The 14,198-nt window shown below is 70.6% G+C and carries 12 protein-coding genes and 1 tRNA gene; 4 read left to right on the forward strand and 9 right to left on the reverse strand.

The features are described 5' to 3' along the window. Positions 1–138 precede the first annotated feature (138 nt). Both ACLQ25_RS18870 and ACLQ25_RS18875 read left to right on the forward strand, forming a co-directional pair. Complete coding sequence (locus ACLQ25_RS18870; RefSeq protein ID WP_425732149.1) at positions 139–729, forward strand: YqgE/AlgH family protein; 591 nt, start codon at positions 139–141, stop codon at positions 727–729. 87 nt (positions 730–816) lie between these two features. Continuing rightward, positions 817–889, forward strand: a tRNA-Ala gene (locus tag ACLQ25_RS18875). A 16-nt stretch (positions 890–905) separates the two neighbouring features. Here ACLQ25_RS18875 and ACLQ25_RS18880 read toward each other — a convergent pair. The 7 genes from ACLQ25_RS18880 to ACLQ25_RS18910 form a co-directional block, all read right to left on the reverse strand. Then, positions 906–2,186, reverse strand: coding sequence for a sensor histidine kinase (locus ACLQ25_RS18880; protein ID WP_425732150.1), 1,281 nt, complete (start codon positions 2,184–2,186; stop codon positions 906–908). After that, on the reverse strand, positions 2,183–2,839 hold the full coding sequence (locus ACLQ25_RS18885; protein WP_425732151.1) for a response regulator transcription factor: 657 nt from the start codon (positions 2,837–2,839) through the stop codon (positions 2,183–2,185). Before ACLQ25_RS18885 ends, ACLQ25_RS18880 begins: the two co-directional genes overlap by 4 nt. 70 nt (positions 2,840–2,909) lie before the next feature. Continuing rightward, positions 2,910–4,169, reverse strand: a complete 1,260-nt coding sequence (locus tag ACLQ25_RS18890) for a cation:proton antiporter (RefSeq protein WP_425732152.1) — start codon at positions 4,167–4,169, stop codon at positions 2,910–2,912. After that, entirely contained in the window at positions 4,166–5,419 is a 1,254-nt protein-coding gene (locus ACLQ25_RS18895) for a cytochrome P450 (RefSeq protein WP_425732153.1), read from the reverse strand. Before ACLQ25_RS18895 ends, ACLQ25_RS18890 begins: the two co-directional genes overlap by 4 nt. Further along, on the reverse strand, positions 5,416–6,405 hold the full coding sequence (locus ACLQ25_RS18900; protein ID WP_425732154.1) for an alpha-hydroxy acid oxidase: 990 nt from the start codon (positions 6,403–6,405) through the stop codon (positions 5,416–5,418). The genes ACLQ25_RS18895 and ACLQ25_RS18900 overlap by 4 nt, the downstream gene beginning before the upstream one ends. A 1-nt stretch (position 6,406) precedes the next feature. After that, positions 6,407–7,969: an FAD-dependent oxidoreductase gene (locus ACLQ25_RS18905; protein ID WP_425732187.1), complete on the reverse strand. Its 1,563-nt coding sequence runs from the start codon at positions 7,967–7,969 to the stop codon at positions 6,407–6,409. Further along, a complete protein-coding gene (locus ACLQ25_RS18910; RefSeq protein ID WP_425732155.1) occupies positions 7,962–9,479 on the reverse strand; it encodes an aromatic amino acid ammonia-lyase in 1,518 nt (505 codons plus the stop codon). The genes ACLQ25_RS18905 and ACLQ25_RS18910 overlap by 8 nt, the downstream gene beginning before the upstream one ends. Before the next feature lie 63 nt (positions 9,480–9,542). Here ACLQ25_RS18910 and ACLQ25_RS18915 point away from each other — a divergent pair, with 63 nt between their 5' ends. Further along, positions 9,543–11,081 (forward strand): NAD(P)-binding domain-containing protein, encoded by a 1,539-nt coding sequence (locus tag ACLQ25_RS18915; RefSeq protein WP_425732156.1) that lies wholly within the window; start codon positions 9,543–9,545, stop codon positions 11,079–11,081. Continuing rightward, positions 11,071–12,453: a class I adenylate-forming enzyme family protein gene (locus ACLQ25_RS18920; protein WP_425732157.1), complete on the forward strand. Its 1,383-nt coding sequence runs from the start codon at positions 11,071–11,073 to the stop codon at positions 12,451–12,453. The genes ACLQ25_RS18915 and ACLQ25_RS18920 overlap by 11 nt, the downstream gene beginning before the upstream one ends. A gap of 60 nt (positions 12,454–12,513) precedes the next feature. Here ACLQ25_RS18920 and ACLQ25_RS18925 read toward each other — a convergent pair whose 3' ends face one another. Then, entirely contained in the window at positions 12,514–13,812 is a 1,299-nt protein-coding gene (locus ACLQ25_RS18925) for a hypothetical protein (protein WP_425732158.1), read from the reverse strand. A 134-nt stretch (positions 13,813–13,946) separates the two neighbouring features. After that, a complete protein-coding gene (locus tag ACLQ25_RS18930) occupies positions 13,947–14,069 on the reverse strand; it encodes a 50S ribosomal protein L36 (RefSeq protein ID WP_091591861.1) in 123 nt (40 codons plus the stop codon). Positions 14,070–14,198 lie beyond the last annotated feature (129 nt).

Here is a 14,198-nt window from a genome sequence, read left to right on the forward strand (position 1 = left end):
GCTCAGACCTTAGCCAGCGCCCGGGACGCAGGCTATGGTGCCAGGCATGGCGTTGACAGCGCGCTGACACCGATGCACCGTGCGGAGGCGGCGGATGACGGAACCCGGGTGCGGGCTCACGGCTGACGGGTAGGTGGGATGCAGGGAGAGGGCCAGGCGATCGGCGGACGAGCGATGGAGGCGATGACCGGGCGACTGCTGGTCGCGACTCCGGCGCTCAAGGACCCGAACTTCGACCGTACTGTGGTGCTGCTGGTCGCCCACGAGCCGGGAGGCGCGCTCGGCGTCGTCCTGAACCGGGCGACCGAGGTGCCGGTGGCCGAGGTGCTGGGCGACTGGAGCGACCTGGCTCGCCACCCGGCGGTGCTCTTCGAGGGCGGCCCGGTGCAACCCGACTCGGCGATCTGCCTGGCCCGGATGCGGCAACCGCTACGGCGACTCAAGGGCTTCCACCAGGTGTCCGGCGCGGTCGGCACGATCGACCTCTCCGTCGACCCGGAGAAGCTGCGGGAGAGCATCGGAGGCATCCGGGTGTTCGCCGGCTACTCCGGCTGGGGCAGCGGCCAGTTGGAGCAGGAGATCGCCGACGGGTCCTGGTTCGTGCTGGATGCCCTGCCCGGCGACGCCTTCGTCGACCGCCCTGACGACCTGTGGCCGATGGTGCTGCGCCGGCAGGGCGGGATGATGGCCGCCGTCGCCCACTTCCCGCCGGACGTGGCGCTGAACTGACCCGGCCGGGTGGGGACCCCGCGAGATGACCATGCGGGCGGGTCTGTGTATAGTTTCCCAGTGCCCGGGCGACCGGGACGACAGCAAGGGGCCGTGGCGCAGCTGGTAGCGCACCACACTGGCAGTGTGGGGGTCAGGGGTTCGAGTCCCCTCGGCTCCACCCTTGTTTGTGCAGCTCAGCGGCTTGGTCGGGAATACCGATCGGGCCGCTGAGCTGTTTCGCGTGGTACCTCTCGCCCGATCGAGGCGGTCCGGGGAGTCTGCGGCGGAACTGTCGGTAGCCGGACGATGAAGGTCGCCCCGGCACCGGGCCGGCTGTCGGTGGAGATCGTCCCGCCGTGGCTGGTGACCACCTCCTTCACCAGGGCCAGGCCCAGACCGAAGCGGCGGTCCGCCGCCCCGGCGCCGCGGTGGAAGCGGTCGAAGAGGTGTGGCGCGTCGGCGGGGTCGAAGCCGGCTCCGCTGTCCATGACCACCAGGTCCGCGCCCCGGCGCGAGGTGTGCAGGGCGACGTCGATGCGACCGCCGGTCGGGGTGTGGGTGAGGGCGTTGGCGAGCAGCTCGCCGACCACGCGGCGCAGGGCCGAGGCGATGCCGCAGACGAGAACCGGGGTGTCCGGGACGGTCATGTGCAGCTGGACGCCCTGCTCCGCGGCGCGGTCGGCCTCGCAGTCGACGGCCTGGGCGGTGAGGAGGGCCAGGTTGACGGGCTCGGAGGGGTGCCGGCCGACCGGGGTGGCGGCGAGGCGGGCAGAGAGCAGGAGCTCGTCGACGATCTCACCGAGCCGGCCGGTGGTCTCGATCAGGCGGTCGTAGTCGGCGCGGTCGGCGCCGGCGCGGCGGGCCAGGATCTGGGCGCGGGTGTGTACCTGGGCGATGGGGGTGCGCAACTCGTGGCTGGCGTCGGCGACGAACCGGCGTTGCCGGCCGAGCGCCTCGGCGAGCGGTGCCACGGCTCGGCGGCCCACGGCGATGCCCGTGAGCGCTGCCGCGGCGAGGCCGACGATCGCGGCGAGGAGGAAGGCGGCGAGCAGGTGACGCCGGTCGGAGATCTGGAAACGCGCGTCGAACACCGCTTGCACGACTCCCGTGCCACGGGGCTGGGTGCGGACGTAGTAGGTCGTGCCGTTGCGGTCGACTTTGTCGCTGTGGACCTGGCCGTCGAGGGCCGCCGCGTCGATGGCGGACCGCAGGGGGAAGCCCGGCGGGGGTGGGTTCCGGCCCAGGTCGATGCGGCCGCCGTCGGACAGGACGATCCAGCTGCAGGCCGGCGGTCCGTTGATGGTGCCGTGGACCACGCCGTAGCTGAGCTCGCGTTCGATCTGTTCCTGCTGGTTGTGCAGCAGAGCGACGTACGAGATGGCGGCGCCCAGGGCGAGCAGCCCCGTCATCGTGAGTCCGACGAGCAGGCTGACCCGAGCCCTGGCCCGGCGCAGCATGGTGTCCTCGAAACTCACAGGGTCCCCAGCTTGTAGCCGAGACCGTGGACGGTCCGGATCACCGAGCGGCCGAGTTTCCGACGCAGGTAGTAGACGTACGTGTCGACCAGGGACGCCGCGGCCGCCTCGTCGAAGACCCGGCTGCGCAGCTCGGAGCGGGAGTGGACGGTGAGCGGCCGGGCGGCGAGCACCCGGAGCAGCTCGAACTCGCGTGCGGAGAGGGCGATCCGGGTGCCGTCGGGCAGGACGGCGTCGCGCGCGGAGAGGTCGAGCTGGCCCGCCCCGAATCGCAGCACCTCGGTGGAGTCGGTGCTGCGACGGCAGAGTGCCCGGATGCGGGCGCTCAGCTCGTCCAGGTCGAAGGGCTTCGTGAGGTAGTCGTCGGCGCCCGCGTCGAGGCCGGCGACCCGGTCCTCGACGGTGCCGAGCGCGGTCAGCAGCAGCGCCCGGGCGGCCACCGCCCGGGAGCGCAGCCGCACGACCAGGTCCAGCCCGTCGAGGGCGGGTAGGCGTCGGTCGATCACCATCACGTCGTACGGCCGGGTGAGCCCCAGGTGCAGGCCGCGCTGGCCGTCGGGGGCCTGGTCGACGACGTATCCCTCGCCGGTCAGCGTCTCGGCCACCATCCCGCGTAGCTCCGAGTCGTCCTCGACGAGCAGGAGTCGATTCATGTATAGATACTGACACCGACAGATCGAGATGTCTCTATGTCTCGGAAAACTTGTCGTCGCAAACAACAATCTACGGGGTTCCGGCGGTCACGAGCGAGGGCGCAGCGGCGCTGGTGCGGGCCTCGCGCCGCTCGATCCAGCTCAGCAGCGGTGTCGTCATCAGCGTCGTGATGAGCGCGACCAGCACCAACACCGTGAAGAGCGACGGGTTGACGATGCCCGCCTCCAGACCCACGTTGAGCGCGATCAGCTGCATCAGGCCACGGGCGTTCATCAGGGCGCCGATGCGCAGAGCGACCCCGTTCGGCTCACCGCGCATGCGGGCCGCGGCCCAGCAGGCCCCGTACTTGCCGGCGATCGCCACGGCCACACACGCGGCGGCGAATCCGAGGACAGCGGGATTGCCCAGCAGCGCGAACTCGGTGCGCAGACCGGAGTAGGTGAAGAACAGCGGCAGGAACACCGTCGCGGCGATCGGCGACAGCGTGTCGACCACCTTGTCGGTCTGCTCGGAGCGCGGCATCACCACGCCGACCGCGAAGGCGCCGAAGACCGCGTAGAGCCCGATCTCATCGGTGTACCAGGCGACCAGAAAGAGCAGCGCCACCGTGCCGAGCAGCCGCGCGCGGTCCCCCGGGAACCCCATCACGTAGCTGGTCACCCGCCGCCCGCCCAGCCACAGCGCCACCCCGAACAGCACCGCGCCACCCGCGGTGACCAGGGCCGGGCCGGCTTCGCCCGAGGCGAACGCCAGCACCACCGCCAGCATGATCCACGCGACCATGTCGTCGATCGCGCCGCTGGCCAGGGCGAGCATCCCATGGCGGGTACCGGTCTGGCCGCGCTCGGTGATTATCCGGGCAAGCATCGGAAAGGCGGTGATCGCCAGTGCCACGCCGACGAACGCGGCGGACACACCCAGCGACACGTCGTCCGCACGGATCGGTACGAAGCCCGCCACGCCCAGGACCAGCAGGATGCCCAGCACCAGCGGCGCGGTGACACCCGCGAGCGACACCGCTCCCGCCGTGCCGGCGAGATTGTTCAGCCGGTGCGAGGTGAAGGCGTACCCGGCCTGGAACATGAACAGCACCAGGCCGACCTGGCCGACCACGTACAGGATCGGCAGCAGCGGCGCGGGAAAGAGCGCGGCCTGCGCGCCCGGCCAGAGCAGGCCGAGCAGCGACGGGCCGAGCAGCACCCCGGCGAGCATCTCGCTCACGACGGCGGGCTGGCCCACCTTGCCGAGGAGCCAGGCGACCAGCTTGCAGAAGAGCAGGATGACCGCGACCGCGATGAAGAACCGCGGGGCGAGTTGAGTGGGCGTCACGAGCCGACCTCCTTGAAGAATCGGGTGCACAATTTCTGTCGTCGGGCGTCGACGACCATCCACGTCCCGCAGACCAGCTGCTTCACCGAGCGGCCCACGTCGAAGAGGCGGTCGCGCTGCCGCATCAGGGCGAGCCGGTTGCGGCCGGGCCCCGGGAGGCCCCGGGGCGTCAGGTACGCGGGACCGCGACTGGGCAGCGAACGGGTGTGCGCTGCCGAAGACGCGACCGAGAAGCGCCGCAGCACCTCCCGGGTCGCCGCGCGGAGCTGGACCGGTGCCGAGCCGCGCGCTGGACAGGCCCGGTTGGCGGTGACGCCGTACGGGATGAAGTGCGCGTCCTGCCGTCGCAACGACAGCCAGCGGTCCGGGTCGAACTCGTCGTCGGCGGCGGGACCGGTGCGCTGGTAGGCCCGGTAGTTGAAGAGCAGCACCGATCCGGTTCGCAGGACGTGGTCTCCCACGGTGATCGGTCCGGAGGTGATCCGGTGCGCGATGCCGAACAGCGGGTACACGCGGAGCGTCTCGTCGATGATCCGATCGAGGGAATCGTCCGAGGTGTCCTCGACGGACTGGGCGCACAGCAGGATGTGTGTCATGGCCTCCGACATCTGCACCACTGCCGTGTTGAAGAAGGCGCCCTGGAGGTACCAGGCGGTCTCCAGAGCGGTGAAGGGCGGCGGCAGCACGACCGGGCACGTCCCCGCGTCGATTCGGTCCAGCAGGTAGCGCGTCAGCCGATCCCGCCGGGACATGTGCCGCAGACTCATTCCCTTCAGCGCCGTGACCACGTCGTCCGCGTTCGCCACGATGAGGTCCCGCACCTCGCGCGGGCAGGATGCGCCGAACACCAGCTCGTACGAGACTTCGGCCCAGATCGGCATCATCAGGTCCCGGAGCCGCACGTGACTGGTCCGGCCGGTCGGGAGCGCGTCGAGGATCCGTCGGGTCGCGGCCGTCGCCAGCTCGTCGGAGCGCGGGTGAGGGATGGCCAGCACCTGACGGGTCGTCCGCGCGACCGTCTTGTACCGCTCGCCGGGCTCCAGGTGCTCCTGATGCATCTGTGGACCGGGAGCGAGCCAGTACCAGAAGAGGTCCGACAGGGCCGCCCCGCGGCTGCGCCCGTCGGCGGCCGGGTGGCTGTAGACCCGCTCGAAGTCCTCCAGCCCCACCAGCGGCCCGGGCACCGCGATGCCCTCGCTCCCGTTGACCCACTCGAAGATCCACTCCCGGAGGTCGACCACGGCCTTCACCGGGTCACCACCACGTCGGGCGTCAGGTCGGCCGGTCGCCGCGCTCCGGCCAGGGCGAGGGCATGATCCAGCTCGCCGGTGAGTCGTTCGAGCACCTGCCGTACGCCCACCGCCCCGGCCGCCGCGAGCCCTCGCACCACCGGCCGCCCCACCAGCACCGCCCGCGCCCCGAGCGCCAGCGCGATCACCACATCGGTGCCGCCGCGCACACCCCCGTCGAGCAGCACCGGGAGCTGCCCCTGCACGGCTGCCACCACCGCGGGTAGCGCGTCGAGCGTGGGGACCGTCCCGTCGAGCTGTCGTCCGCCGTGGTTGGACACGATCACACCGGCGGCACCGTGCTGGACCGCGAGGCGGGCGTCCGCGGGATGCAGGATTCCTTTGAGCAGGATCGGTAGTCCCGTGACACCGCGCAGCCACCCGATCCGGTCCCACCCCGCCGTCGCGTCCATCGCGATCGAACGCACCCGGCCGGTTGCGTCGCGCATGTTCTCGCAGGCGTAGCCGGGCGGCAGGTCCGTGAAGCCGTTGCGCAGGTCACGCTCGTGTCGCCCGAACACCGGGGAGTCCACGGTCACCACCAGCGCCTGGCAGCCCGCCGATTCGGCGCGCTTGACCACGTACTCCGTGAAGTCGAGGTCGGGTTGCGGGTAAAGCTGGAACCACAGCGTCCCGCCCGCCGCCGCGATCTGCTCGACCGGCTGGGTGGCGGCCATGCTCACCACCATCGCCGTGCCGGCCGCCGCAGCCCCCCGTGCCGTGGCCACCTCGCCCTCGGGGTGCGCGAGCCGATGAAAGGCCGTCGGAGCGACCAGCACCGGTGCGGCCAACGATGTACCGGCCACCGTGGTCCGCAGGTCGCGTTCGCCGGTCGCCCGGAGCGCCCGTGGCACGAGCCACCGCCGCGCGAAGGCCTCCTCGTTGGCGGCCAGGGTGCGCTCCCGCCCGGCGCCGCCCTCGAAGAAGTCCTGGTGGACGGGGTCCATGTCAGCCCTTGGCACCGGACAGGCAGCGGCGGACGAACTCCTCGAGTGGCCCAACGTGGACGTCAGGCCGATCCCACCGGTTCTCCAGGTTCTCGGCGAGGTGGTGGGTGCTGATCAACTGGCCCTCGCGGTGGTAACGGACCACCGGGTGCAGGTACGCCGCGTCGTGCGCCTGCCCCACGACATCCTGAGCGACCCGGGATACGGTGATGTCGAACGGGTCGACCTGGTCGTGATCGGGCCCGTACTCCAGCGTTACGACGAAGGCCTGGTCGTACTCGTGGTCGGCGGTGTGCAGGCCCGTCGACACGAGGTAGTCCACCGGCACCTCCTCGTGGTACCGGGCCTCGTCTCCGGCGACGGTGAGCACGTCGGCGAGGAACCCGAACTGCTGCCACAGGGCCGAGCTGCGGTTGACCCTTGCGATGACGGCCGCGGTCATGGCCGCCGGCTCGGCGGCGAGCTTGTCCGACGGCCAGTCCGTGGCGTCGTACCGGCGGGAGAGGATCCGGTGCAGAGCGCGTACGGCATAGCGGAAGCCGTGCACGAAACCGCTCGTGGACTTCTTGAAGTCGCGTTCCTGCGAGATCGTTCCGGCGAAGAACAGCCCCGGCACGTTCACCGACTCCCACGCTTCGGTCTGGGCCGGGAACCGGTCCTTGATGGCGAGTTGCGGCCGTGCCGAGGCGTCGAAGATCGAGGCGTCGAACCGGAATCCCGTACACGCCAACACCCGGTCGTAGTACAGCTCCTTCACGACCTCGTTGGCCCGGGAGAAGCTGAACGTGACTTTGTAGCCCGTACCGTCGCGCTCGATGCTCTTGATCGTGCCGTCGAGGATCGCGTTCGCGGACTTGAGCTGATAGGTGTCCAGGAAGTTGTTGTTCACCGCGCGCAGGTGCCCGACGTAGTGGGTACGCCACGCCATCCGGACCGAGCTGGGCCCCGCGACGTGGATCAGCGTCGTGGTCTCCATGAGGCTGTCGGCGGTCTCGAAGGCGGAGTTGCCCTTGCCGATGATCAGGACCTTCTGGTCGAGATAGTCACGCGGCTCGACGCTCATCACGTCGTACCACTCGGCCAGCTCGAATCCGGTGATGTCCGGCTCGTAGGTCTTCGAGACGCCGGTGGCGACGATCACCGCACGGGCCTCCCAGCGCTGGTCGCTGGCCTCGACCGTGAAGACGTCGTCGTGCTTGGACACGCGGGTCACCCGGGTGCCATACCTGACCTTGACGCCCGTCTTCGCCGCGAAGTCGGCGAGGTACCGCACCATCACGTCGGCGTCCGGGAAGTACCGCTCGGTGTACTGCGTGAACAGCAGCGCCGGATCGTCGGTGAGTAGGGAGTTCCAGTCGAGCCGCAGATTCAGTTCAGGATCGTCCGTGCCGGTGTGCGGCTTGTTGATCGAGATGAGTGTCCGGTGTCGCGGATAGGTGGCGAAGAAGGCCCCCGGCCCGTCGGCACCCTCCAGCACCAGATAGTCGCGCTTGCCGTCGGCCTCGAGCAGGGCTGCGAGCTGAAGACCGGCCGGCCCGGCCCCGATGATCAGGTAATCAAGCATCACGGCGCTCACCGTACGAGCGGGAAATCAGAGATTTTTCAAGCTCTTCCAGAATCGCGACCGCCGTTCGCACGTCACCGTCGAGTGGTCGGTCCGGATCGATCGGGGCGATTGCCTCTTCCAGGGCCCGGAGAGCGCGGTCGCAGCCCGCCGCCGTGGGACGGCGTGCTCCGACGTGCACCGCCTGACGCAGCCCCAGCCCCAGCGAACCGGTGATCAGGCGCAGGAGTTCCGCCTGGTCCAGAGCGCGGAGCGCGGCCTGCGTGCCGAGCGGGATGACATCCTGGTTGTGCAGGTTGGTGGGGAGGCTCTGGGCGCTCGCGGGCACGGTGTCCCGCCGGATCTCGGTGATGAGCGCCGTCGACGCGAGCTGGACGCCCTGTAGCCCGTGCTGCTGCCCCGGCCCCGCCGCGAGCATCGGTGGCAGTCCGCCGTTGCGACCCGGATCCACCAGCAGGTCGAGCTGGCGTTCGGCGAGGTTGCCGATCTGGGCGATCACCATGGACAGGACGTCGGCGGCGAAGGCGGCGGGCTGACCGAAGAAGTTTCCCCCGTGCACGACCTTGTCGTCGTCCGGGAAGAACAGCGGGTTGTCGCTCACCCCGCCGAGGTCGGCCGCCACGACGCCGTCCACATAGCGCAGGGCGTCCTCGGCCGCCCCGAGCAACTGCGGGGCGCAGCGGATGCTGTACGGCTCCTGCAGGGGTCTGCTGCCGGACGGCCGCAGTCCGGCGCAGGTCGCCCGCATCGCGGCGCCCACGTCGATGGCACCCCGGTGACCGTAGGCGGCCAGCAGGGCGGGGTCGAGGAACTGCGGGTCGCTGCCGAGCAGGTCGGCGAGGAGGCACGTCAGCATCTGCACCACACGGTGCGCGGCGCGGACCCGGTCCAGGGCGAGGGTCAGCGCCGCGGTGGTCAGCGACGTGCCGTTGACAAGCGCGAGCGCGTCCCGGCCGTCGAGCGGCAGCGGCTCCAGCCCAGCCTTCGTCAGCGCGTCCCCGGCGGGCATCCGGACGCCGTCCACATAGGCGTGTCCACGGCCGCGCAGCGCCTGGGCGGCGGCACCGAGCGGGATCAGATCGCCGCTGGCGCCCACCGAGCCGAGCCGGGGCATCGCCGGCGTGAACGTCGTGCCGAGCATGGCCGCGAGCGCGTCGATCACGTGCGGCGAGACCCCGGACGCGCCCCGGGCCAGGGACCAGGCACGGACCAGCAGCGTCGCGCGTACGACATCCGGGGCGAGGTCGGGTCCCTGACCCGCGCCGAGGTGGGCGAGGGTGTTGTCGGCCTGGTCGCGTTGGTCGGCTCGGCCCGCGTACCCCACGAGCGCCCCGAAGCCGGTGGTGGCGCCGTAGATGGCCCGGTCGTCGCCGAGTGCCTTGCCGAGGAACGTCCGGCCGCTCGTCACCCGGGCGCGCACCTCGTCACTGATCACGAGCGTGACCGGGCCGGCCGCGAGGCGCAGGTCGGCGGGGTGCAGCGGTGCTGCCAGATCCACCTGAATCGTCATGGAAGCGGATGCTAGAAACAGTTTCTCAGAGCGCTCTGAAATCGCCTCAGTACATTTCCCCGCATGACGCACGATTGCCTGATCATCGGAGCCGGGCCGGCGGGTTTGCAGCTCGCGGCCCTGCTCGAGCGCGACGGTCACGACTACGTGGTGCTGGAGGGTGGACCCCGTCCGGGCATGTTCTTCGAGACCTATCCCCGGCACCGCCAGTTGATCTCAATCAACAAGGTGTGGACCGGCTCGGAGGACCCCGAGTTCAATCTACGGTCGGACTGGAACTCGCTGCTGTCCGACGATCCGGCGCTGCTGTTCAAGAACTACAGCACGCGTTACTTCCCCGCCGCTGGCGATCTGGTGCGTTATCTCGCCGACTTCGCGCAAGGTCTGCGCGTCCGTTACGACACCCGGGTGACGGCGGTCTCCAAGACCGCTGACGTGTTCACGGTGCAGGCCGGTGACCAGGTCTTCAAGGCCCGCCGAGTCGTCGTCGCCACCGGCGTCTCCCAGCTCTACGTGCCGCCGATCGAGGGCGTGGAGCTGGCCGAGCGCTACGACACCGTCTCTGTCGACCCCGCCGATTTCGTCAACCAGCGGGTGTTGATCGTCGGTAAGGGCAACTCGGCCTTCGAGACCGCTGACGCGCTGATCGAGACCGCCGCGACGATTCACGTCGCCGGGCCGCACTCCATCAAGCTGGCCTGGCAGACCCATTACGTCGGGCACCTGCGCGCGGTGAACAACAACTTCCTGGACACCTACCAGCTGAAGTCGCAGAACGCCGTTCTGGACGGCACGGTGGAGCACATCGGCCGGCGTGAGGACGGCGGATTCCGAGTGCTCTTCCGGTACGCCCGGACGGTCGAGAACCTGCGCGAGATCGAGTACGACCGGGTCATCCTCTGCACCGGGTTCCGCTTCGACGCGTCCCTCTTCGCCGAGTCGGCCCGGCCGGAGCTGGCCATCAACGATCGGTTCCCGGCGCAGACCGCGGCGTTCGAGTCGGTGAACGTTCCTGGCCTTTACTTCGCCGGCACCCTGAGCCAGCAACGTGACTTCAAGAAGTCCACCAACGGCTTCATCCACGGCTTCCGCTACGCCACCCGGGCACTGCACCACATCCTCCGCGAGCGGCACCACGGGCAGCCCTGGCCGTCCCGGCAGATCGCGCTGACGCCGGAGGCGATCGCCGACTCGATCATCGCCCGGATCAACGTGACGTCGGCGCTGTGGCAGCAGTTCTCGGTGCTCGGCGACGTGATCATGGTCGAGGGCGAGGCCGCCAGGTACCGCGAGGAGGTGCCGGTGGCCTATCTGCGGGACGCCGAGCCGGACGCGTTCGCGTTGGTGGTCACCCTCGAGTACGGCCCCGACCACGACCAGGTCGACCCGTTCGACATCAGCGTGCCGCGTCCGGCCGAGAACGACGCGAATGCCGCGCACGACGCCAGCTATCTCCACCCCGTGGTGCGGGTGCGGCGCGACGGGCAGGTCGTCGCCGAGCACCACCTGGCCGAGAACCTGGAGAACACGTGGGACCTGCCGACCGTGCATCGGCAGCCCCTCGAGGTCTTCGTCAAGGGTGTCCTCGCCGATGCCCGGTGACGTCTGGCCGCAGCCCGTCCTCGGCCTCCTGAACGCCGGCGGAGAGCGGCCGGTCTTCGAGGACGGGCCGGTCGTCACGACCGCGTCGGAGATGGCGGGTCTGATCCGGCGCATCGCGGCCGGGCTGCGCTCGTGCGGCGCGGGGCCGGGCGTGGGTGTCACGCTCGACCTGCCGGTCACCGCCGCGGCCTTCGCCGCCACGGTTGCCGCCTTCGCCGTGGGCGCGCGGGTGTCCGGGTGGCGTGCGGACCTGAGCCCGGCACAACTGTCCGGCTCCCTCGTGGTCGACCCGACTCGGCTGGCCTCGTTCACCGAGCAGCCTGACGACGGGCTGCCACTCGTCGCGGCGGGACGGGCCGACGATCCCGCACGGATCATCTGGACCAGCGGGAGTACGGGGACACCCAAGGGCGTGGTGCAGACCTACGCCGCCATGTCGGCGTCCTGGGTCCCGTACCCGGACCGGTGGCCCCCGGCCGTCGCCGACCTGGCCACCCGGATGCAGCGCTACCTGGTCTTCGGATCGCTGGCGAGTCAGGTGATGCTGGAGTACGGCATCCTCGCCCTGGTGGCGGGCGGCACCCTCGTCGTGGCGCCCCGACCGGTCTTCCCGGACGCCCTGGTCGAGCACCGGGCCACGGCGAGCGTGATCACGGTCGGCAAGCTGCACCAGCTCATCCGGGACCAGCGCTCCCACCCGGTGGACCTGCGTCACCTGCGGGCGCTGATGGTCTCCGGGTCGCCCCTCGCGCCCGGCCGACTGGCGGAGTCGCTCGACGTGCTGGGTCCGGTGCTCTTCCACGGCTACGGCCAGACCGAGACGTCGATGATCGCGATGGTGACCCCCGCCGAGATGCTGAGCGACCCCGCCACACTCGCCACCGTCGGACGTCCGGCCGTCGAGGTCGCTCTTCGCGATGGGGAGATCTACGTCCGCACACCCGCGCAGGCATCGTCGTACTGGCAGGACCCGGCCGAGTCGGCCGAAGTGTTCGTGGACGGCTGGGTGCGGACCCGAGACCTGGGGGAGCTCGGTGCCGACGGTTACCTGCGGCTGCTCGGCCGTACGCGGGACGTGATCATCGTGTACGCGCAGTTGGTCCACGCCGGAGTGGTGGAGCGGGCGCTCGCCGCTGACTCCGCGATCGCCGAGGCGTACGTCGTCGGCGATTCGGACGAGGTGACCGGCGAGGCCGTGCACGCCTTCGTGGTGCCGGCCGCCGGGAGGACACCCGATCCGGACCTGCTGCGCAAGCTCGTGGCCGTACAGGTGGGCGACCTCGCGGTGCCGCGCACCGTCACGGTCATCGACCGGGTCCCGCTCGCCGCCAGCGGCAAACCCGACAAGAGTCAGCTCCGACAGCTCCGGTAGCGCGAAGCGTAGGACGCCCGGACCGGTTCGCCGGTCCGGGCGTCTCGTTGCCTGCCGCCGCTACTGGCCGAAGCGCGCCCGGATGTCGTACTCGTAGGACGCCTTCTGCCAGATCACCGAGAAGCGGCCGGTCGGGCTGGACGCCGGCTGCGCGTACCGCCCGTCGGGGGCGACGATCTCGTCGGTCCCGAACGCGCCGTCCTGGCCGATCGTCCGGGCGTGCACCTGGGTGGTGGCGACGTCCCGACCGAAAGCCTGCCAGGTGACCAGGCCGTCGCCGTCGTCGTCGAGGGTGATCTTCGGCCAGTCGCCGACGCCGAGCCGGGTGACCGTGCCCAGCATGCCGGTGGAGGAGATCGAGCGGGCGAAGACCTGGATACCCTCGGGAGTCCAGCGGCCCCAGGTCAGCACCGCGTCGCCGTCGAGATCGCCGTCGAGTTCGTCGAAGAGGCTCAGCTCGTGGGCGGCGGGCGAGACGCTGAGGACGCTGCCCAACGTGTCGGTGTGGCTGTAGTGCCGTGCCCGCAGGCGGGGCGGCTCGCCCGCCCTGGACCACCGGTAGCTGATCACCGCGTCGCCGTCCCGGTCCACGGTGAGCGAGACGCTGGCGTACCGCACGTCGGTGGCCCGCCCGGCGATGACGCGCAGCGGTGCGACCCCCTCCGGGCGGACCCGGCGCGCGACGACCCGCTCGTAGCTCTCCGTCCAGGCGACCACCGCGGTTCCGGTGCGGTCGACGCCCACGACCGGCTGGTCCTCACCGACACCGAGGGTCAGCTCCGGGCCGAGGGAGCTGTCCGCGCCGAAGTAGCGGGCCTTCGTCGTGTACGCGCCGTCGCGGATCTCCATCCAGGTGACCAGCGCCAGGCCCGACGGGTCGACCGCGACGGCCGGACTGATCCCGTGCCACGTGGCGATCATCTGGAGCGGACCCAGTTCGCCGGTGGCGGACACGCGGCGCCCGGCCACGAGGCCGTCCTGTGACCACACCACGGCCGAGTCGCCGTCGTCGTCGGACGCGATCTTGGGCCAGGACGCGGACGCGCCGAGCGGCGAGAGCGTCTGGACCGGGCCGGCTGTGCCGTCGACCGGGACGAGTTGCGCCTTCACCTGGTGGTAGCAGCTACTCGCGTTGTTGTCGCAGCCCGCCCAGGCGAGCAACGAGTCGCCCTGCCGGTCGACCGCGACGAAGGGCTGGTCCTGCCCGTCCCAACCGGCCTCCGACGCCACCTGGATCGGCGACCACGTGGCCGCCCACGCGGGTGCCGGCACGGCCGCCAGGGCCGCCAACACGCCGACCACACCGGCGGCGAACTGTCGCGTACGCCGTCGGATCGCTGTTCTCTCTGCTCCGTGCACCGTCGCCCCCTCGATCGATGAACATGCTTGATCAAGGGGCATGATGCCATCGACCGGTCCGCATCGCGGCGAAACGCCCCGACCGGATGGTCCCGGTCGGGGCGTTCTCGACAATATGTCCGGTAAGGGGTTGATCAGCCCTGACGGCTCTTCCACTGCGGGTTCGCGCGGTTCACCACGACCACCCGGCCGCGACGACGGACCACCACCGAACCGGGCTTCTGCTTCAGGGAACGCAACGAGCTACGTACCTTCATGTCTGCCTCCTCGGCCTGGGGGTCTGGCCTGTATCGGTACCGGTTATCGGAACGCCGGGGACCGCCGCGCGATTCCCGCGCCCCGGGCGTCGAACCTTTGACCTTCCGCGCCCGTACCACTGCCCGGGA

The organism is Micromonospora sp. DT44 (assembly GCF_049841635.1).
Lineage (GTDB): Bacteria > Actinomycetota > Actinomycetes > Mycobacteriales > Micromonosporaceae > Micromonospora.

Coding starts and splice junctions, on each gene's coding strand:
- ACLQ25_RS18900 (WP_425732154.1), bottom strand. CDS start 6,405: ATGGACCCCGTCCACCAGGACTTCTTCGAGGGCGGCGCCGGGCGGGAG.
- ACLQ25_RS18870 (WP_425732149.1), top strand. CDS start 139: ATGCAGGGAGAGGGCCAGGCGATCGGCGGACGAGCGATGGAGGCGATG.
- ACLQ25_RS18885 (WP_425732151.1), bottom strand. CDS start 2,839: ATGAATCGACTCCTGCTCGTCGAGGACGACTCGGAGCTACGCGGGATG.
- ACLQ25_RS18920 (WP_425732157.1), top strand. CDS start 11,071: ATGCCCGGTGACGTCTGGCCGCAGCCCGTCCTCGGCCTCCTGAACGCC.
- ACLQ25_RS18930 (WP_091591861.1), bottom strand. CDS start 14,069: ATGAAGGTACGTAGCTCGTTGCGTTCCCTGAAGCAGAAGCCCGGTTCG.
- ACLQ25_RS18915 (WP_425732156.1), top strand. CDS start 9,543: ATGACGCACGATTGCCTGATCATCGGAGCCGGGCCGGCGGGTTTGCAG.
- ACLQ25_RS18910 (WP_425732155.1), bottom strand. CDS start 9,479: ATGACGATTCAGGTGGATCTGGCAGCACCGCTGCACCCCGCCGACCTG.
- ACLQ25_RS18905 (WP_425732187.1), bottom strand. CDS start 7,969: ATGCTTGATTACCTGATCATCGGGGCCGGGCCGGCCGGTCTTCAGCTC.